Raw genomic sequence first — 17,407 nt, forward strand, 5'->3', positions numbered from 1 at the left:
GAGAACAACGAGTGCAGCCTCAGGCCACGAACGGCCGGAACTGGATGCCCAACCCGGCGATGCCGTCGGTCTCGCCGATCAGGTCGGCGCGCAGCAGCGGACGGGCGTCGATGAAGGCCTGCGGCACGATCAGCGACAGGCGGTTGTCATCGGCGGTCAGTTCCAGCGCCGGCAGCGGGGCGTCCTCATGGGCACGGTTGAGCAGCACCGCCAGGCGCAGCAGGGCGGCCAACCGGCGTGCGGTCAGCAGCAGGCGCTCGGGCAGGGCGTCGAAGGCGGTCTTGGTCACGCTGCGGCGATGGCTGCGCACCAGGGCGGCCAGCATCTGCTGCTCCTGCCGCGAGAAGCCGGCGATGTCCGAGTGCTCCAGCACGTAGCTGCCATGCACGTGGTAACCGCTGTGGGCGATCATCAGGCCCAGCTCGTGCAGGCGCGCCGCCCAGCCGAGCATGCGCGCATCGTCGGCATCGAGCCGCCAGCGTTCCTGCACCTGTTCCAGCAGTGACAGCGCGGTGTCCTGCACACGGTCGGCCTGCACGGTATCGATGCCGTAGCGCTGGCTGAGCGCGGACACCGATTCATCGCGCAAATCGTTCTCGCCAGCGCGGCCGACGATGTCGTAGAGGATGCCTTCGCGCATCGCGGCCTTGCTGACCAGCAGCTTCTGCAGGCCCAGCGCCTGGAAGGCGGCCTCCAGCACCAGGATGCCGCCGGCAATGATCGGGCGGCGGTCGCTGGACAGTCCTGGCAACTGGATGTCGTCGATCTTCTTGGCCTTCAGCAGTTCGTCGCGCAGTTGCGGCAGGGCCTCGGCGGTAATCGCGCCCTTGCTCAGCTTCATCGTCGCGCAGATCTCGCTGATCGCCTTGTGCGTGCCCGAAGAACCCAGCGCTTCCTGCCAGCCCAGCGCGCGGTACTTGCTGGCGAAGGGCTGGAACTCGCGACCGATCTCGGCCAGCGCGTCCTTCCAGCGCTTCTTGCTCAGCTTGCCGCCGGGGAAGAAACGCCGGGTGCTGGCAATGCAGCCGGCCTGCAGGCTTTCGCGCTCCAGGGTCTGCATGCCCATGCCGATGATGAACTCGGTGGAGCCGCCGCCGATGTCGATGACCAGCCGGCGCTGGCCGGGCTTGGGCGGTTGTGCATGGGCAACGCCCAGGTAGATCAGGCGCGCTTCTTCGCGGCCGCTGACCACTTCGATGGCGTGCCCGAGCGCGGTTTCGGCGGGAACCAGGAACGACTGCGGTGAACGCAGCTGGCGCACGGTGTTGGTGGCCAGTGCGCGCACCCGGTGCGGCGGTACATTGCGGATGCGCTGGCCGAAGCGGGCCAGGCATTCCAGCGCGCGCTGCCGGGCAGCGGAGGAGAGCCCGCCTTTGCCGTCCAGGCCGTCGGCCATGCGCACCGTCTCGCGCAGGCGGTCGATCACCCGCAGCTGGCCGAGCGTGTAGCGCGCGATGACCATGTGGAAACTATTGGAGCCAAGGTCGATGGCGGCCAGCAGGTCGCCATCCTGCAATGCGGGCGGAGTCGTGGTGGTGTGCGGCATGGACGAATGTTAGCCGAAGGGGCGGTGTGCTCGTCACCGCGCGACCTTCACATTTTGGAAGAGGGGAGTGCGGCAGGGCTGCGCCCTGCACCCGCAGAGGCCAGAGCAACGGCAACAGCAACAGCAACAGCAACAGCGGGCTATCCGTGGGATGGCGGGGCGGGTCCGATGGCAGGGGACGCCGTGAACCCGTCCATGGGGCTTGGTCGCGCTTGCTCGTGTGCGCTGTCGTGCGCACACGGCAAGACCGGGGTTGGGCGTCCTGCCCAACCCGCCCGAGGCATGCCTCGGGCCCATGGCGCTCACGCCCCCGCAACCGGACCCACCCCGCCTTCGACAGTTCTCTGCGATCCGCCGGGACGGCGTTCTGCGCGGCTGTTGGTGGGTGTCGACCTTGGTCGACACCTACCGGGTCAGAGACCCTGCATCAGTGCCATCTGCGCAGAATGCGGTGCCTCGTCGTGGGCAGGCGCACGCTTGTGGTAGATGCCGTCGGCATCCAGTTCCCAGGCGTTGAGGTTGTCGTCCAGGTAGTTCTGCAGGACTTCGCGGTAGACCCGCTTGGCCAGCTCCGGGTCGAGGATCGGGAAGCAGGTTTCGACCCGGCGCAGCAGGTTGCGTTCCAGCCAGTCGGCGCTGGCGCAGTACATCTCCGGTGCGCCGTCGTTGCCGAACCAGTAGACGCGGCTGTGCTCCAGGAAACGGCCGACGATCGAGCGTACCCGGATGTTGTCCGACACGCCTGGCACGCCCGGACGCAGGGTGCAGGCACCGCGGATGATCAGGTCGATCTGCACGCCGGCCTGCGAGGCGGCGTACAGCGCGCGCACCACCTGCGGTTCGTTCAGGGCGTTCATCTTGGCGATGATCCGCGCCGGGCGGCCGGCGGCGGCGATGCGCGTTTCGCGCTCGATGCGGCCGAGGATGCCGGTGTGCAGGGTGAAGGGTGACTGCAGCAGGCGCTTGAGCTTCATCTTCGACGCCAGCCCGGACAGCTGCTGGAACAGCAGGTGCACATCGTTGCCGATGTCCGCATCGGCGGTGATCAGGCTGATGTCGGTGTACGCACGGGCGGTGCCGCTGTGATAGTTGCCGGTGCCCAGGTGCACGTAGCGGCGCAGCTTGCGGCCCTCGCGGCGCACGATCAGCAGCATCTTGGCGTGGGTCTTGTAGCCGACCACGCCATACACCACCTGCACGCCGGCCTCCTGCAGGCGATCGGCCAGGCCCAGGTTGGCCTCCTCGTCGAAGCGCGCACGCAGTTCGACCACGACGGTCACGTCCTTGCCGTTGCGTGCGGCCTGGATCAGCGCGTCGACGATCAGCGAATCCTTGCCGGTGCGGTACAGGGTCTGCTTGATCGCCAGCACGTTCGGATCGATCGCTGCCTGCCGGATCAGGTCCAGCACCGCGGTGAAGGCATCGAACGGGTGGTGCAGCAGCAGGTCCTGGCGCGCCGTGGTCTCGAAGATGCCGTCGCTGTCGCGCAGGGTGCGCGGGGTCATCGGCGGGTACTTCAGGTCCGGCTGTGCGATCAGGTCGTACAGCTGGATGATGCGGTTGAGGTTGACCGGGCCGTCGATGCGGTACACCGCGTTCTCGGTCAGGCCGAAGTTCTGCAGCAGGGTGCGCACGATGTCGCGTGGCATGTCCTGCGCGATCTCCAGGCGCACCGCCGGCCGGTAGCCGCGGTCGACCAGTTCATCGCGCAGCGCCAGCGCCAGGTTCTCCACTTCCTCCTCGTCCACCACCAGCTCGGAATTGCGGGTGACGCGGAACTGGTAGGCACCCTGGACTTCCATGCCCGGGAACAGTTCATCGACGAACGTGGACAGCACCGAGGACAGGAACACGAAGTTCTGCGGACCGCCGAGTTTCTCCGGCAGCTGGATGATGCGCGGCAGCGAGCGCGGCGCACGCACGATGGCCAGGTGGCCGGCGCGGCCGAACGCGTCGGTGCCCTTCAGCACCACCACGATGTTCAGCGACTTGTTGAGGATCTTCGGGAACGGGTGCACCGGGTCCAGGCCCAGCGGCGACAGCACCGGCATGATCTCGTTGCGGAAGTACGCACGCAGCCAGCGCTTCTGGCGATCGGTCCAGGAATGGCGGCCGAGCACGCCGATGCCGGCCTCCATCAGCGCCGGGCGCAGCGTCTCGTTCCAGCAGCGGTACTGCTGGTCCACCAGTTCCGCGGCGCGGTCATGGATGGCGTTGAGGATGGCCTGCGGGCTCATCCCGTCCGGCGCCGGCGGCAGGCCGAATTCCTGCGCGTGGCGTACGGCGGCGGCGCGGATCTCGAAGAACTCGTCGAGGTTGGTGCAGGAGATGCACATGAAGCGCAGGCGCTCCAGCAGCGGCACCTGCGGGTCCATCGCCTGGGCCAGCACGCGGAAGTTGAAATCCAGCTGCGACAGCTCGCGGTTGATGTAGAGCGCCGGGTCGCGCAACGGATCGTTGTCCGGGCTCACGGGGAGGGGGAGGGATCCGAGGCTGCTCATGGCGTCATTCTTCGATGGAGGTCAGGGGGGCGGACTCGCGCGGGCGCACGTGGTCGGCATCGAAATGGCAGGAGAACACCGAGCCCTTGCCGACCTCGCTTTCAATCTCCAGCCGCGCGTGGTGCAGGCCGAGGATGTGCTTGACGATGGACAGGCCCAGGCCGGTACCGCCGCTTTCGCGGGAGCGGCTGCTGGAGACACGGTAGAAACGTTCGGTCAGGCGTGGCAGGTGGGAAGCCGGGATGCCGTAACCGGAATCGCGCACCGCCAGCACCGCGCCATCGCCTTCGCGACGGAACTCCACGGCGATGCGGCCACCGGCCGGCGTATAGCGCACGGCGTTGGTGACCAGGTTGGAGAAGGCGCTGTGCAGTTCCTTGGTCGAGCCCTGCAGGTCAACGCCGGCCAGGTCGTCGATGCTGATCTGGTGGCGGCCCTGGCTGTGCGCTTCGGCTTCGCGGCGCAGGGTCGCCAGCATCGGCTGCATGGCCACGGTCTCTTCCTCGCTGTGTTCCTGCGATTCGAGGCGCGACAGCGTCAGCAGGTCTTCCACCAGCTGGGCCATGCGCTGGCTCTGCTTGCGCATTTCTTCCAGCATCGGTCCGGTTCCCGGGAAATCCTCCGGGTCCATCATGTCCAGGTAGCCGTGCACCACGGTGAGCGGCGTGCGCAGTTCGTGTGAAACGTTGGCCACGAAATCGCGGCGCACCTGTTCCAGGCGCAGCAGCTTGCTGACGTCGCGGGCGATCAGCAGCCAGTAATCCGACGAATAGGGAATCAGGCGCAGGTTCAGGCGGATCGCCGGATCGACCGGCGAAGGCACGTCGAGGATTGGCTCGGCATTGCGGCCGCCGGCCAGCCAGTGCGCCAGCGGCATCGGCTGCAGGCGTTCGACCAGGGCTTCGCCGAGGTCGCCGGGATGGTGCAGGCCGAGCAGGGCGGTGGCCGCTTCGTTGAACCACTGCACGCGCTGGCTGTTGCGGTCCAGCACCACCACCGCATCGGGCAATGCGGCGGCCGCAGCGCGATAGCTGCGCAGCATGTCCAGCAGGCGGCGCTTGCGCACGCGCATTTCCACCTGGTTGCGGTACAGCAGGCGGTCCAGCTCGTTCCAGACGCCGGTGCCTTCCTCGGCGGTGTCCCAGCGCTGGCGGGCAGTCAGCCGGCGCAGCACGCTGCGCAGGCGCCAGTAATGCCAGGCCAGCGTGGCCAGTGCGCCAAGCGCGATGCACAACCACAGATGGCCCGTGAACCACCCCACCAGTCCGGAGAACAGCAGTACCGCGGCAACGGTGGCCAGGGTCTTCAACCAGGCAGAGCGGATGTGGCGGGGCATTGCGATCTCGTCGTTGAGGTGCGGCGGTTCACTGGGGTGAACCGAGGGTTATAGCAGAGTTGCCGGCGCCGGCACCCGCGGGTGCGTGGCGCCGGCACGACGAGACTCAGGTGGCAGTGGAGAAGCGGTAGCCGGCGCCGCGCACGGTCTGCACCATGTTCTCGGCGTTGAACGGTTCCAGCGTTTTGCGCAGGCGGCGGATGTGCACGTCGATGGTGCGCTCCTCCACGTACACGCTGCCGCCCCACACATGGTCCAGCAGCTGGGCGCGGGTGTAGACGCGCTCGGGGTGGGTCATGAAGAAGTGCAGCAGGCGATATTCGGTCGGGCCGATCGGCACCGGCTGGTCGTTGGCGAACACGCGGTGGGCGGCACCGTCGATGCGGATCGGGCCGACGGCCACGCTGCCGTCCTCGTCGTCCTCGCGGGCACGGCGCATGACCGCACGGATGCGGGCCAGCAGTTCGCGCGCCGAGAACGGCTTGACCACGTAGTCGTCGACGCCGGCTTCGAGGCCGCCGACGCGGTCGTTTTCTTCGCCACGGGCGGTCAGCATGATGATCGGCACTTCGCGGGTCAGCGTTTCCTTGCGCCAGCGGCGGGCCAGATCCAGGCCGCTGGTGCCGGGCAGCATCCAGTCCAGCAGGATCAGATCGGGAACCCGGTCGGCGATCGCGGTCTGGGCCTCACGGGCGTCGCCGGCGTGGACCGGTTCGTAATCGCCCTTGCGAAGGGCGAAGGCGACCATTTCACGGATCGCGGGCTCGTCATCGACGATCAGGATGCGTTTCTGCACGAGGACACCGTAGGGCTCGGTTACTGGAGTGGTGCCAGTAGACTACGGTTTGATGACATGTTTGTGACTACCTGGCCGGAACCGGTCGGGATTGCCATCGACCGGTCATGCAGCGCTCAGCGGCGGTCCAGATCCGGGTCCTGCACGCCCTGGCGGCGCAGCTCCAGCACGGTGGGGGTGATCGCTTCGATGCGCGCATCCACGCGGGCCCGGCCGACATAGTCCAGTGCCGGGTTGCGCTTGAGGGCCTGCAGCTGCATCAGTGACTGTTCGGGGCGGCCGCTGAGGAAGGCGGCCTCGGCATAGGCCTCGCTGGCCCGCACGCTGTCACCGGCCAGTTCGCTGGCGCGGGCGTATCGCTGCTGGAAGACTGGATCGTTACCACTTTGCGACAGCAGCGGCCGCAGCATCGCCTGCGCGCGCTGGCCGGCCTCGCGGCTGCCTTGTTCGTTCAGGATCTCGGCATAGGTCAGCGCCACCGGACGGCTGTTGGGGTGCTCGCGCAGCAGTTGCTCGAAGCGGTTGTTGGCCTGGGCGGCCTGGCCGGCGCGTGATTCGGCCTCGCCCAGGCCCAGTGCCAGCCACAGGTTGTCCGGTCGGGTCTGCAGCAGGCCCGCCAGGGTCTGCCGGGCCTGGGTGGCGCCGGCGCGACCACTGCGCATCACCGCCAGCGCCTGGCCATAGCGCTGGGCATCGTTCAGGCCGTCCTTCTGCCGCTTGGCCATGTCCGCATACTCGCGCTCCAGCTCGGGGGTGGAATCGGCGCTGAGCACGCGCAGGCGTTCACGCGCCCAGTCGAAATCACCGCTCGCTCCGCGGGTGAGCTGGCCCATCGGGATGCGCAGCACGCTGCTGGGCAGCAGCGGGTTGTTGCCGCGCAGCAGCGGCTCGGCCAGGCTGGGATCGGCCGGGTCGACCCGTTCCTTGCGCTCGCCGCTGGGGGTGCTGGTCGTGAGCAGCACCGTGTCCTTCTTCATCTGCTCGGCGCGGGCCTTGGCCTCGCTGATGCGGGTGATGTTGACCGGGTGGGTGCGCAGGAACTCCGGCACGCTGTAGCCGCCTTCGTTGCCACGCATCGCCGCCGACATCCGCTCGAAGAAGCCGGCCATGGCATCCACGTCGTAGCCACTACGCGCCAGGGTGCGGATGCCGAGGCGGTCGGCCTCGGATTCGTTGGAGCGGGTGTAGTTGATCTGCCGCTGCTGCATCAGGCCCATGCCCGAGCTGATCGCGGCCATCGTCGCGTTGCCGGAGGAGGTGCTGTTGCTGGCCTGCGCGGCCACCACCGCCGCCAGCATGCCGAGCAGGATCGGAATCTGGTCACGCTGGGCACGCTCGACACCGCGCAGTACATGCTGCTGGGTAACGTGGGCGATTTCGTGCGACAGCACCGCAGCGACCTCATCCTCGCGCTCGGCGGTCAGCACCAGGCCGGCATTGACCCCGATGTAGCCGCCCAGCGTGGCGAAGGCGTTGATCTGGCGGTCCTTCATGACAAAGAACGTGTAGGGCTGCCGCGGCTGGTCACTGTTGGAGCCGAGCCGGGTACCCATGGTCTGCAGCCAGTCGTTGACCAGCGGGTCATCCAGCAGGTAGCCGTAGTTGCGCAGCTCGCGCAGCATCATCGCGCCGTACTCGGCCTGGCGGGCCGGGGTCAGCAGCTCACCGGCCGAGGAGCCGATGTCGGGCAGCTTCTCCTGGGCCTGGGCCAGCGGCATGGCCAGGGCCAGGGTGACGGCGGTAGTCAGCAGCAGGGCTCGCAAGCAGGAGGTCCTCGGGCAGGGCGCGCCAAGCGTGGCAGGGTGGGGGGCAACCATTCGTTAATCCACAGTGTTGCGGCCGTGGCGTGGAAATTCCAGCGCACCGGTACCATATGTAGACCGTCGATCCATCGTGGAGTTTCCCGTGACAGCCCAGACCGCCGGCGGTGCCCCCGCCATCACCATCTATTCCACCGCCGTCTGCCCGTACTGCGTGGCCGCCAAGAACTTCCTTAAGAGCAAGGGCCAGCAGTGGACCGAGGTCCGCATCGACCTGGACCCGGCCGAGCGCGAGAAGATGATGGCGCTGACCCGCCGCACCAGCGTGCCGCAGATCTTCGTCGGCGACGTCCATGTCGGCGGCTACGACGACATGATGGCCCTGCACCGTGAAGGCAAACTCGAGCCGCTGCTGGCCGGGCAGGGCCAGGCATGAGCGCAGCCGACGACGGCAGCAAGGACCGCATCGCCGAGTTCACCGAGTTCCGCAAGCGCATGAACGAGCGGATCCTGGGCGAGCCGAACCAGGTGGTGCGCCGCTTCTTCGCGCTGGACACGCAGACCTACCAGGCCGGCGCGCTGGATGTGAAGACCAAGGAACTGCTGGGCCTGGTGGCCTCGATGGTGCTGCGCTGCGACGACTGCATCAGCTACCACGTCGCCCAGTGCAAGGACGCCGGGGTGACCCGTGAAGAGTTCTTCGAGACCTTCTCGGTCGGCCTGGTGGTCGGCGGTTCCATCGTGATCCCGCACCTGCGCCGCGCGGTCGATTTCCTCGACCAGCTCGAGGGCGGCGCGGCGGCCCCGGAAGCGCACGCGCACTGAGGGTAGTGCCGGCCGCTGGCCGGCATACCCTGAACCCGGAATGGCCGAGGTTGCCGGCCAGCGGCCGGCACTACCCGGCCTGCGAGGGGCCTTCCCCGCAATCCAACAGCCCAGAAGCCCCCTTGTTGTTCAAGGGGGCGCGCCGACAGGCGCGGGGATAAGGTGGGATGCGCGGGCAATTCTGCCTGAGCCGGGTACTGGGACCATGGTCTATTTGGGACCTCGGCCCCGGCTCAGGCATAATTGCTGGTGAAACTTCCTTTGCGCCGGCGTTTCCGGGCACGTCCGGACGGCGTTTTTCCCCCTGTTCGGAACATCGATCAATGACGCAGAAAATTACGGTCATCCGCGGCGACGGCATTGGCCCGGAAATCATGGACGCCACCCTGTTCGTGCTCGACCAGCTCAAGACTGGCCTGGAGTACGAAGACGCCGACGCCGGCCTGGTGGCCCTGGAAAAGCACGGCGACCTGATGCCGGCGGTGACCCTGGAATCGATCGCGCGCAACAAGGTCGCGCTGAAGAGCCCGCTGACCACCCCGGTCGGTGGTGGCTTCACCTCGATCAACGTCAGCCTGCGCCGTCACTTCGACCTGTACGCCAACGTGCGTCCGGCCCATACCTTCCCGAACACCAAGTCGCGTTTCGACAACGTCGACCTGATCACCGTGCGTGAGAACACCGAAGGTGCCTACCTGGCCGAAGGCCAGGAAGTGTCGGCCGACGGCGAGACCGCCTTCTCCGGCACCCGCATCACCCGCAAGGGCTCCGAGCGCATCGTGCGCTACGCCTTCGAGCTGGCCAAGAGCACCGGCCGCAAGAAGGTCACCGCCGTGCACAAGGCCAACATCATCAAGTCGACCTCGGGCCTGTTCCTGAATGTCGCCCGTGAAGTCGCCGCGCAGTACCCGGAGATCGAGTTCCAGGAAATGATCGTCGACAACTGCTGCATGCAGCTGGTGATGCGTCCGGAACAGTTCGATGTGATCGTCACCACCAACCTGTTCGGCGACATCATCTCCGACCTGTGCGCCGGCCTCGTCGGCGGCCTGGGCCTGGCCCCGGGTGCCAACATCGGCAAGGACGCGGCAATCTTCGAAGCCGTGCACGGCACCGCGCCGGACATCGCCGGCCAGGGCAAGGCCAATCCGTGCGCGCTGCTGCTGGCAGCGGCGCAGATGCTGGACCATGTCGGCCAGCCGGAAAACGCCGAGCGCCTGCGCAAGGCCATCGTGGCGACCATGGAAGCCAAGGATTCGCTGACCGGCGACCTGGGCGGCACCGGCACCACCATGAGCTTTGCCCAGGCCATCGCCAGCCGCCTGTAAGCGGCCGGACGATTTCGCTTGGATCCACAGCGGGGCGCCTTCGGGCGCCCCGTTGCGTTTTCCCGCGCTTGTAGCGTCGAGCCATGCTCGACGGCTCTTCGATCGGGGCACCCGTGGAAAGCCGTCGAGCATGGCTCGACCCTACAATGCCAGTCTGTGCACGATTCGCACAGATCATGTGCTGATACACGGCTGGTTCGTGCGCCATGCGATCGGCATCCTGTGCCCACTTTCCACCGCACAGGAGCTTGAACATGAACCTCACCGCCTTTGGTCTGGCCAGCCTGATCGGCATGGCCACCGTTACCCCCGTCACCGCTGCCGAACCGGCCCATCCCACCATCCGCCACATGGCTGGCGCACCCGTTGTGGCTTCGCTGGATGCGGCGAAGACCGCCGTGCTGGTGATCGACTTCCAGAACGAATACTTCGACGGCAGCGCTGCGCCGGGCTTCGCCGGTGGCCGCATGGTCATTCCCGATGGCGTGGCCGCACTGCGGCAGGCGAAGCGGGTGGTCGAGTTCGCCGATGCCCACGGCATCCGCGTGATCCATGTACAGCACGTGCTGCCGGCGGGTGCGCCGCTGTTCGCGCAGGGCAGCGTCAATGCCGCCTTCCATCGCGACCTGCAGCCGCGCAAGGGCGAGACCGTGGTGCAGAAGGACAACGTCAGCGTGTTCGCCGGTGACTCGGCCGCAGTGCTCGACCAGGTGCTGAAGGATGCCGGCATCGACACCCTGATCGTCACCGGCCTGCAGACCCATGCCTGCGTGGCAGGTGCCGCCCGCGATGCCGCAGCGGCACCGCGTGGCTACCGCGTCATCGTGTCGTCCGATGCAACTGCCAGCCGTGATCTGGATCTTGCCGGAGGCCAGCGCATCGGTCATCGCGCGCTGCATGACGCCTCGCTGGCGCAGATTGAGGACACCTTCGGCGATGTCATGGCGACTGACGCGATCCTGGCACTGCCGGTGCGCAAGGCCGGCGACGGCGCTTGATAAGCTGACGGGGCCCGCACGCCGCGGGCCCCGCCACCTGGAGCTGCCCGCCGATGGACCATTTCGCCGCCCTGCGTGCGCTGCGCGCCATCGTCGATGCAGGCAGTTTCACCGCCGCCGCCGAACGACTGGGTACCACCCATTCGGCGATGTCACGGCAACTGCGGCAGCTGGAAGAGCACCTGCAGGTTCGACTGCTCGATCGCAACAGCCGTCGGCTGTCACTGACGGAAGCCGGTCGCGACTACTACCGCGAGGCGGCAGCGCTGCTGGATCGCCTGCAGGAAGCGGATGACCGCGCACGCGCAGGGCAGGCGCAGCCCAGTGGCATCGTGCGGATCAGCGTGCCGCAGGTGGTCGCCAGCCAGGAGTTGCCGCATTGGCTGCCGTCGTTCCTGCAGCGCTACCCGCAGGTCGCGCTTGACCTGTCGGCGGATGATCAACTGGTCGATGTCGTCGGTGGCGGCTTCGACCTGGCGCTGCGCATCGCGCCTTCCTTGCCGGACAGCCAGCTGGTCGCCCGCGAGCTGGCCAGCTGCCCACGCATCCTGGTCGCCGCACCGGCCTATCTGGTGCGGCACGGTCTGCCCCGGCAGGCTTCGGACCTCGCACAGCACACGCTGCTGGGTTTCAGTCCCACAGCGGCGATGTCGCCCTGGCAGCTGCAGGGACCACGCGGTGCCGCCGCGAGCATCGAGGCGGGGCAGCGCCTGCGGGTGGATGCGACGCCAGCGTTGTATGCCGCTGCGTTGGCTGGCATGGGCATCAGCCTGTTCACTGCGCTGACCGTGCAGGAGGACCTGCGTGCCGGCCGCCTGATCCGTGTGCTGCCCGCCTGGCACGCCGGACAGCGGCGCTACTTCGCGCTGTATCCGCACGCGCGGGCGCTGGCGCCGAAGGTGCGTGCGCTGGTCGAGCACCTTGCGGCGCACTACGCTGCACAGGTGGGCGCGGCGGGGTAGTCGCGCGGCAGCAACCGAGGTGGTGATGGCGTCGGTGTATCTGCTGGTCGCGCTGGGCGCGATCGTCGCCGGATTCGTGCAGGGCCTGTCCGGCTTCGCCTTTGGCATGGTGGCGATGTCGTTCTGGGCATGGGGACTGGAGCCGCGGCTGGCGGCGACGCTGTCGGTGTTTGGTGCGCTGGTCGGGCAGCTGGTCGCGGTGTTCACCGTGCGCCGCGGCTTCAATCTGCGCCTGCTGCTGCCGTTCGTGCTGGGTGGGCTGGCCGGCATTCCGCTGGGCGTGATGGTGTTGCCGCAGCTGGATATGGACTGGTTCAAGGCCCTGCTGGGCGGCTTCCTGGCGCTATGGTGCCCGGTGATGCTGATGGCGCGCTCGTTGCCCCCGGTCCGCGTTGGCGGCCGTATCGGTGATGCGATCGCTGGCATGGCCGGGGGTGTGCTCAGTGGCATCGGCGGTTTCGCCGGACCGGTACCTACGCTGTGGAGCACCCTGCGTGGCTTCGGCAAGGACGAGCAACGTGCGGTCATCCAGAACTTCAACCTGGCGATGCTGGCGGTGACCATGGCCACTTATGTCGGCAGTGGCCTGGTGAGCCGGCAGATGCTGCCGTACTTCGCCATCGTGGCGCCGGCAATGCTGGTGCCGGCCCTGCTGGGCGCGCGGGTCTACATCGGCATCAGCGAGGCGCGCTTCCGGCAGCTCGTACTGAGCCTGTTGACCGCTTCCGGCATCGCACTGCTGGCCTCGTCGTTGCCTGTGCTGCTGGCACGCTGACGGAAGAAAGGCAAAGGGCGCCATCAAGGCGCCCTTTGTCGTCTACGGCATGTTTCGGCTCAGCGCTGCTGGATTTTCGACAGCAGGCGCAGGAATTCAACGTACAGCCAGACCAGGGTCACCATCAGGCCGAATGCGCCATACCACTCCATGTACTTCGGCGCGCGCTGGGCCACGCCGGTCTCGATGAAGTCGAAGTCCAGTACCAGGTTCAGTGCGGCCACGACCACCACGAACAGGCTGAAAGCGATGCCCAGCCAGCTGGAGTCATGGATCACCGGCACGTTGATGTTGAAAAAGCCCAGCACGAACGATGCCAGGTAGAGCAGGGCGATGCCGCCGGTGGCTGCGACCACGCCCATCTTGAAGTTCTCGGTGGCCTTGATCACGCCGCTGCGGTACGCGACCAGCAGTGCGGCCAGCGTGCCGAAGGTCAGCAGCACGGCCTGGAACACGATGCCCGGGTACTTCATGTTGAACAGCGCCGAGACGGCGCCCAGGAACAGGCCCTCGACCAGTGCGTACATCGGTGCGGTGACCGGCGACCATTCCTTCTTGAAAATGGTGACCAGCGCCAGCACCAGGCCGCCGATCGCGCCGCCCATGGCATACAGCTTGGCCCCGGCCATGACCTGGCCGTACTCGTCCACGGACTGGTTCCAGGCGAAGGCCGCGGTCAGGACGGTCAACAACAGCAGGATGCCGGTCTTGTTGGCGGTGCCGTTGAGGGTCATCACCTGGTCGGGGCTGGTCACCACCGAGCCGCTGGCGAGGTCGAGGAAGGTCGACTCGGAAAGAGCTGGGTTGCCGCTGCGCATGCGAGTTCTCCGTGCGAATGAAGGTCGGGACGGCCATCCGGCCGATGACCGCGAGCATAGCCGATGACCACGCATGGCGCCGTGGCAGGTTCATGACCGGTCTCGCCTGCGTTGACAGTTCGCGATGTGCTTGGCCACAATGAACGACTCCCCGGGCCCGGCCCGAGGGGATTGCAAGACCGGGGTATAGCGCAGTCTGGTAGCGCGCCTGCTTTGGGAGCAGGATGTCGGGGGTTCGAATCCCTCTACCCCGACCAATCCCACGCCACGTCGGATTGGACACCGTTCCGGTTCGGGCGCCCGTAGCTCAACTGGATAGAGCACCGGCCTTCTAAGCCGGCGGTTACAGGTTCGATTCCTGTCGGGCGCGCCATTGGCGAGCACCGGGATCGCATCGGCGGATGTGAAGAAGTGCTTGCAAAAGGGTAAAGACTCCACCAGAATATCGGACTCGCTTCGGCGGACCGGAACTTCGGTGACAGTCTCCAGGCAAAGGTTTGAGGTTCCAGCGTCAGCGGTATCGGCGATGGAGCAAAAGTTTCAGTGGTGGCTGTAGCTCAGTTGGTTAGAGTACCGGATTGTGATTCCGGTGGTCGGGGGTTCGAATCCCCTCAGCCACCCCACTGATTCAACCGCATCGGCGCAGCCGAAACGGTATTGCAATAAACAGAAAGCACGCTACAATGTGCGTCTGAGTTTCATGGGCCGTTAGCTCAGTTGGTAGAGCAGTTGACTCTTAATCAATAGGTCCAAGGTTCGAATCCTTGACGGCCCACCAAGACGGAAGCCACCTGGTACGCCAGGTGGCTTTTTTCTTATTAGTGTGACCCTTTCGTTTCGATGGATCACAGGTTGCAGAGCCCTGCCTGGCGTGGATCTGCAACGCAGCGGGATCGCAGTGCTGGTTTCAACGATGTTGAAGAAAGTGCTTGCACCCTCCGAGCGGATCGGGTCATAATTCGCGCCCCGATTTCGGGCTGTTAGCTCAGTTGGTAGAGCAGTTGACTCTTAATCAATAGGTCCAAGGTTCGAATCCTTGACAGCCCACCAGACGAAAGCCACTTGGTTCGCCAAGTGGCTTTTTTCTTGCCTGTACGCCGGGTTGAGCGTGCGGATGCCAGTGCGCTGGCTGGTGTGGAGCCCCCTTGAGTCAAGGGGGCGCGGCGAAGCCGCGGGGATGTGGGGGCTGATGAAGTGGGGCCCGCGCTTTGCCGCGCAAAGCGTGGGGCTGCGGCGCGAATGCGCGGCAGCTTCCCACTTGGTTCGCCAAGTGGCTTTTTTCTTGCCTGCGCGCCGGGTTGAGCGTGCGGAAGTCAGTGCGCTGGCTGGTGTGGAGCCCCCTTGAGTCAAGGGGGCGCGGCGAAGCCGCGGGGATGTGGGGGCTGATGAAGTGGGGCCCGCGCTTTGCCGCGCAAAGCGTGGGGCTGCGGCGCGAATGCGCGGCAGCTTCCCACTGGGTTCGCCAAGTGGCTTTTTTCTTGCCTGTACGCCGGGTTGCGCGTCATCCACGCATGGCGTGGATCTGCTGAAGCGATACTGAAATCAGGGACATACGCGTCATCAGTGTTTTCAATGCTGTGCGCTGCTTCTCAGCGCATCGCGTCCTGCATCGCACCCAATGGATCTTCCGCGCCGATGGCGCATGCACGAAGGAAGATGTTGATGGCTGGTATCAATCGATTGCACCGCACGCTGTGGGTTCCCTTCGCGTTGATGGTGCTGGCTGCCTGCACGCCGGCCAATGATCCCGCGCGGACCGTCGAACGCGATGCTGGCACGGAGAGCACTCCGGCGCGCCCGGTGGGTGACGCCATGCAAATGCAGCCGGCTCAGCCTGCGGAAGGGGAGGTCCTGCCCGACGCGGTGGACGTGCAGCGCAATGCGGAGGGTTCGGTGGATGTGCGCAAGGCCGCGCCGGAGGCGGTGGCCCTGCGCCGTACCGACGACGGGGGCGTGGAGATCCGCAAGGTGGATCCTGCGGCCGGGCAGGGGGCCGATACGGCGCCTGCCGAGGCCAGGCCGCAGCACTGAACCACCGCCGCCCCGGCTGAGCGGGCGCTCGCCGGGGCGGTCCCAGCGCGCCAGTCGCGCGCGGATGACCATGTTCAGTTTTGTGCAGGTCTTCCGCTTCCAGCCCCTGCCTGCGACAATGAACGCCTGTGCCGGCCACGCGAAAGTGGCGGAATTGGTAGACGCCCTGGATTTAGGTTCCAGTGCCGCAAGGCGTGGGGGTTCGAGTCCCCCCTTTCGCACCAGTGCCGGCCTGTCCCCGCCCTGATCGGGCCATCTGCGCCCACTTGACCGGCACGCGCTGGCAGTGCAGGCCGAATTGGGCGAAACTAAAGGGCTGCGGCAAGCAGGCGCGTCCCAGACGTCGTGTCCTTACAACCGTTTCATCCCAATCATCGAGCCGGGGGCCTGGGCCACCGGTGGCAGGAGTCAACATGCAAGCTTCGATCGAATCCACCGGCAACCTGGAACGCCGCCTGAGCTTCTCGCTGCCGGAAGAGCGTCTGCAGAGCCACATCGTCGGCCGCCTGGGCGAAATCGCCCGTACCACCCGCATCAAGGGTTTCCGTCCGGGCAAGGTGCCGGCCAAGGTGATCGAGCAGCGCTTCGGCGCGCAGGTCCGTGGCGAGGCGCTGGACGGCCTGCTGCGCGAAACCTTCGATGCCGCCGTGCGCGAGCACGACCTGCGCATCGTCGGCAGCCCGCGCATCGACAAGGGCGACGAGGGTGAATTCTCCTTCGTGGCCACCGTGGAAGTGGTGCCGGACTTCGGCGATATCGACGTCAGCAAGCTGACCGTCGTGCGCCACAGCGCCGAGATCACCGACGCCGACATCGACCAGATGATCGAGAACCTGCAGAACCAGCGTCGTACTTGGGCCCCGGTCAGCCGTGGCGCGCAGGACGGTGACCTGGTCGCGGTGGAAACCTGGTCGCAGGCCGGCGAAGAGCGCCTGCCGGCCGAAGGCACCGAGAAGGGTTCGATCGTGCTCGGCCAGGGCATGATGTTCGACACCATCGAAAAGGGCCTGGTCGGCCTGGCCAAGGGTGAAGAGAAGACCCTGGACGTCGAGTTCCCGGCTGACTGGCGCGTGCCGGTGCTGGCGGGCAAGACCGTGCAGGTCACCGTCAAGGTCGCTGAAGTGTCCGAGCCGGTCGTGCCGGCGGTCGACGAAGCCTTCATCAAGAGCTTCGGCGTGAAGGGCGGCGACGTCGAGCAGTTCCGCAGTGACATCCGTGCCAACCTGGAGCGCGAGCTGAAGGGGGCCCTGATGAACCGCCTGCGCCGCGAAGTGGGCGAGCAGCTGATCGCCGCCTATTCGTCGGTGGAAATGCCGCCGCGCCTGGTCGAGAACGAAGCCCGCGCCATGCTGGCCCAGCAGGTCGAGCAGATCCGCCGCAACGGCCAGAACGTCGGCGAGATCCCGGCCGATGCCCATGAAGGTTTCAAGGAAGCGGCCGCCAAGCGCGTGCTGGTCGGCCTGCTGGTCGGTGAAGTGGCCCGCATCAACGACCTGCGCCTGGAAGCCAAGCGCCTGAACGAAACGATGCGCCTGATCGCTTCGACCTACGAAGAGCCGGAACAGGTCATTGAGATGTACCGCAACGACCCCCAGCTGATGTCTGGCCTGCAGAACCGCGTGATGGAAGAGCAGGTGATCGACTGGATCGCCGAGCGTGCCCAGCACACCGAAGAGAAGCTGTCGTTCCAGGACGCGATCCGCCAGTAAGCCCGGGCGGATCACCGGATGC

At 66.6% G+C, this 17,407-nt stretch carries 14 protein-coding genes and 6 tRNA genes; 14 read left to right on the forward strand and 6 right to left on the reverse strand.

Going from position 1 to position 17,407, the window contains the following annotated elements:
• Positions 1 to 19 precede the first annotated feature (19 nt).
• From ppx to SriyCCGPB3_RS04130, 5 genes are all read right to left on the reverse strand, one after another.
• Positions 20 to 1,546 (reverse strand): exopolyphosphatase, encoded by a 1,527-nt coding sequence (ppx, locus tag SriyCCGPB3_RS04110; RefSeq protein ID WP_110711208.1) that lies wholly within the window; start codon positions 1,544 to 1,546, stop codon positions 20 to 22.
• A 413-nt stretch (positions 1,547 to 1,959) separates the two neighbouring features.
• Positions 1,960 to 4,047, reverse strand: coding sequence for a polyphosphate kinase 1 (gene ppk1 / locus SriyCCGPB3_RS04115; protein ID WP_153856557.1), 2,088 nt, complete (start codon positions 4,045 to 4,047; stop codon positions 1,960 to 1,962).
• A 4-nt stretch (positions 4,048 to 4,051) separates the two neighbouring features.
• The gene (gene phoR / locus SriyCCGPB3_RS04120; RefSeq protein ID WP_005412369.1) at positions 4,052 to 5,383 is read right to left on the reverse strand and encodes a phosphate regulon sensor histidine kinase PhoR; all 1,332 of its coding nucleotides are present in this window, start codon (positions 5,381 to 5,383) and stop codon (positions 4,052 to 4,054) included.
• Positions 5,384 to 5,489: 106 nt separating this feature from the next.
• Entirely contained in the window at positions 5,490 to 6,179 is a 690-nt protein-coding gene (phoB, locus tag SriyCCGPB3_RS04125) for a phosphate regulon transcriptional regulator PhoB (protein WP_005408258.1), read from the reverse strand.
• Positions 6,180 to 6,295: 116 nt separating this feature from the next.
• Positions 6,296 to 7,996 carry a M48 family metalloprotease gene (locus tag SriyCCGPB3_RS04130; RefSeq protein ID WP_194936657.1) on the reverse strand — a complete coding sequence of 567 codons (1,701 nt, stop codon included), beginning with the start codon at positions 7,994 to 7,996 and terminating at the stop codon, positions 6,296 to 6,298.
• Between the two features lie 88 nt (positions 7,997 to 8,084).
• Between SriyCCGPB3_RS04130 and grxC the strand changes: the two genes are divergently transcribed.
• From grxC to SriyCCGPB3_RS04160, 6 genes are all read left to right on the forward strand, one after another.
• A complete protein-coding gene (grxC, locus tag SriyCCGPB3_RS04135; protein WP_004154541.1) occupies positions 8,085 to 8,375 on the forward strand; it encodes a glutaredoxin 3 in 291 nt (96 codons plus the stop codon).
• Entirely contained in the window at positions 8,372 to 8,764 is a 393-nt protein-coding gene (locus tag SriyCCGPB3_RS04140) for a carboxymuconolactone decarboxylase family protein (protein ID WP_032129080.1), read from the forward strand. The genes grxC and SriyCCGPB3_RS04140 overlap by 4 nt, the downstream gene beginning before the upstream one ends.
• A 323-nt stretch (positions 8,765 to 9,087) precedes the next feature.
• On the forward strand, positions 9,088 to 10,092 hold the full coding sequence (locus tag SriyCCGPB3_RS04145) for an isocitrate dehydrogenase (protein ID WP_014036138.1): 1,005 nt from the start codon (positions 9,088 to 9,090) through the stop codon (positions 10,090 to 10,092).
• Between the two features lie 254 nt (positions 10,093 to 10,346).
• Entirely contained in the window at positions 10,347 to 11,090 is a 744-nt protein-coding gene (locus SriyCCGPB3_RS04150; RefSeq protein WP_049400917.1) for a cysteine hydrolase family protein, read from the forward strand.
• 53 nt (positions 11,091 to 11,143) lie between these two features.
• A complete protein-coding gene (locus tag SriyCCGPB3_RS04155) occupies positions 11,144 to 12,052 on the forward strand; it encodes a LysR family transcriptional regulator (RefSeq protein WP_153856555.1) in 909 nt (302 codons plus the stop codon).
• A 25-nt stretch (positions 12,053 to 12,077) separates the two neighbouring features.
• Entirely contained in the window at positions 12,078 to 12,827 is a 750-nt protein-coding gene (locus SriyCCGPB3_RS04160; protein ID WP_153856554.1) for a sulfite exporter TauE/SafE family protein, read from the forward strand.
• Between the two features lie 59 nt (positions 12,828 to 12,886).
• On the opposite strand, the gene SriyCCGPB3_RS04165 is transcribed toward SriyCCGPB3_RS04160, so the two are convergent.
• Positions 12,887 to 13,645: a Bax inhibitor-1/YccA family protein gene (locus SriyCCGPB3_RS04165; protein ID WP_110711220.1), complete on the reverse strand. Its 759-nt coding sequence runs from the start codon at positions 13,643 to 13,645 to the stop codon at positions 12,887 to 12,889.
• A gap of 180 nt (positions 13,646 to 13,825) precedes the next feature.
• Between SriyCCGPB3_RS04165 and SriyCCGPB3_RS04170 the strand changes: the two genes are divergently transcribed.
• The 8 genes from SriyCCGPB3_RS04170 (at position 13,826) to tig (ending at position 17,385) form a co-directional block, all read left to right on the forward strand.
• Positions 13,826 to 13,902, forward strand: a tRNA-Pro gene (locus SriyCCGPB3_RS04170).
• A 39-nt stretch (positions 13,903 to 13,941) separates the two neighbouring features.
• Positions 13,942 to 14,018 (forward strand) — tRNA-Arg (locus tag SriyCCGPB3_RS04175).
• Positions 14,019 to 14,191: 173 nt separating this feature from the next.
• Positions 14,192 to 14,268: transfer RNA gene (locus SriyCCGPB3_RS04180), tRNA-His, on the forward strand.
• A 79-nt stretch (positions 14,269 to 14,347) separates the two neighbouring features.
• Positions 14,348 to 14,423: transfer RNA gene (locus tag SriyCCGPB3_RS04185), tRNA-Lys, on the forward strand.
• Between the two features lie 196 nt (positions 14,424 to 14,619).
• A tRNA-Lys gene (locus SriyCCGPB3_RS04190) sits at positions 14,620 to 14,695 on the forward strand.
• 612 nt (positions 14,696 to 15,307) lie between these two features.
• The gene (locus tag SriyCCGPB3_RS04195) at positions 15,308 to 15,676 is read left to right on the forward strand and encodes a hypothetical protein (RefSeq protein WP_350260355.1); all 369 of its coding nucleotides are present in this window, start codon (positions 15,308 to 15,310) and stop codon (positions 15,674 to 15,676) included.
• Positions 15,677 to 15,815: 139 nt separating this feature from the next.
• Positions 15,816 to 15,900, forward strand: a tRNA-Leu gene (locus SriyCCGPB3_RS04200).
• Positions 15,901 to 16,089: 189 nt separating this feature from the next.
• Positions 16,090 to 17,385, forward strand: coding sequence for a trigger factor (tig, locus tag SriyCCGPB3_RS04205; protein ID WP_049400909.1), 1,296 nt, complete (start codon positions 16,090 to 16,092; stop codon positions 17,383 to 17,385).
• Positions 17,386 to 17,407: the final 22 nt, after the last annotated feature.

Source organism: Stenotrophomonas riyadhensis (assembly GCF_040256885.1).
Lineage (GTDB): Bacteria > Pseudomonadota > Gammaproteobacteria > Xanthomonadales > Xanthomonadaceae > Stenotrophomonas > Stenotrophomonas riyadhensis.

What these genes read in the sequence shown, in the direction of transcription:
- ppk1 (WP_153856557.1), bottom strand. Translation starts at nt 4,047, where the DNA reads ATGAGCAGCCTCGGATCCCTCCCCCTCCCCGTGAGCCCGGACAACGAT.
- phoR (WP_005412369.1), bottom strand. Translation starts at nt 5,383, where the DNA reads ATGCCCCGCCACATCCGCTCTGCCTGGTTGAAGACCCTGGCCACCGTT.
- SriyCCGPB3_RS04165 (WP_110711220.1), bottom strand. Translation starts at nt 13,645, where the DNA reads ATGCGCAGCGGCAACCCAGCTCTTTCCGAGTCGACCTTCCTCGACCTC.
- ppx (WP_110711208.1), bottom strand. Translation starts at nt 1,546, where the DNA reads ATGCCGCACACCACCACGACTCCGCCCGCATTGCAGGATGGCGACCTG.
- SriyCCGPB3_RS04150 (WP_049400917.1), top strand. Translation starts at nt 10,347, where the DNA reads ATGAACCTCACCGCCTTTGGTCTGGCCAGCCTGATCGGCATGGCCACC.
- SriyCCGPB3_RS04140 (WP_032129080.1), top strand. Translation starts at nt 8,372, where the DNA reads ATGAGCGCAGCCGACGACGGCAGCAAGGACCGCATCGCCGAGTTCACC.
- SriyCCGPB3_RS04160 (WP_153856554.1), top strand. Translation starts at nt 12,078, where the DNA reads ATGGCGTCGGTGTATCTGCTGGTCGCGCTGGGCGCGATCGTCGCCGGA.
- SriyCCGPB3_RS04145 (WP_014036138.1), top strand. Translation starts at nt 9,088, where the DNA reads ATGACGCAGAAAATTACGGTCATCCGCGGCGACGGCATTGGCCCGGAA.
- tig (WP_049400909.1), top strand. Translation starts at nt 16,090, where the DNA reads ATGCAAGCTTCGATCGAATCCACCGGCAACCTGGAACGCCGCCTGAGC.
- SriyCCGPB3_RS04130 (WP_194936657.1), bottom strand. Translation starts at nt 7,996, where the DNA reads ATGGTTGCCCCCCACCCTGCCACGCTTGGCGCGCCCTGCCCGAGGACC.
- SriyCCGPB3_RS04195 (WP_350260355.1), top strand. Translation starts at nt 15,308, where the DNA reads ATGGCTGGTATCAATCGATTGCACCGCACGCTGTGGGTTCCCTTCGCG.
- SriyCCGPB3_RS04155 (WP_153856555.1), top strand. Translation starts at nt 11,144, where the DNA reads ATGGACCATTTCGCCGCCCTGCGTGCGCTGCGCGCCATCGTCGATGCA.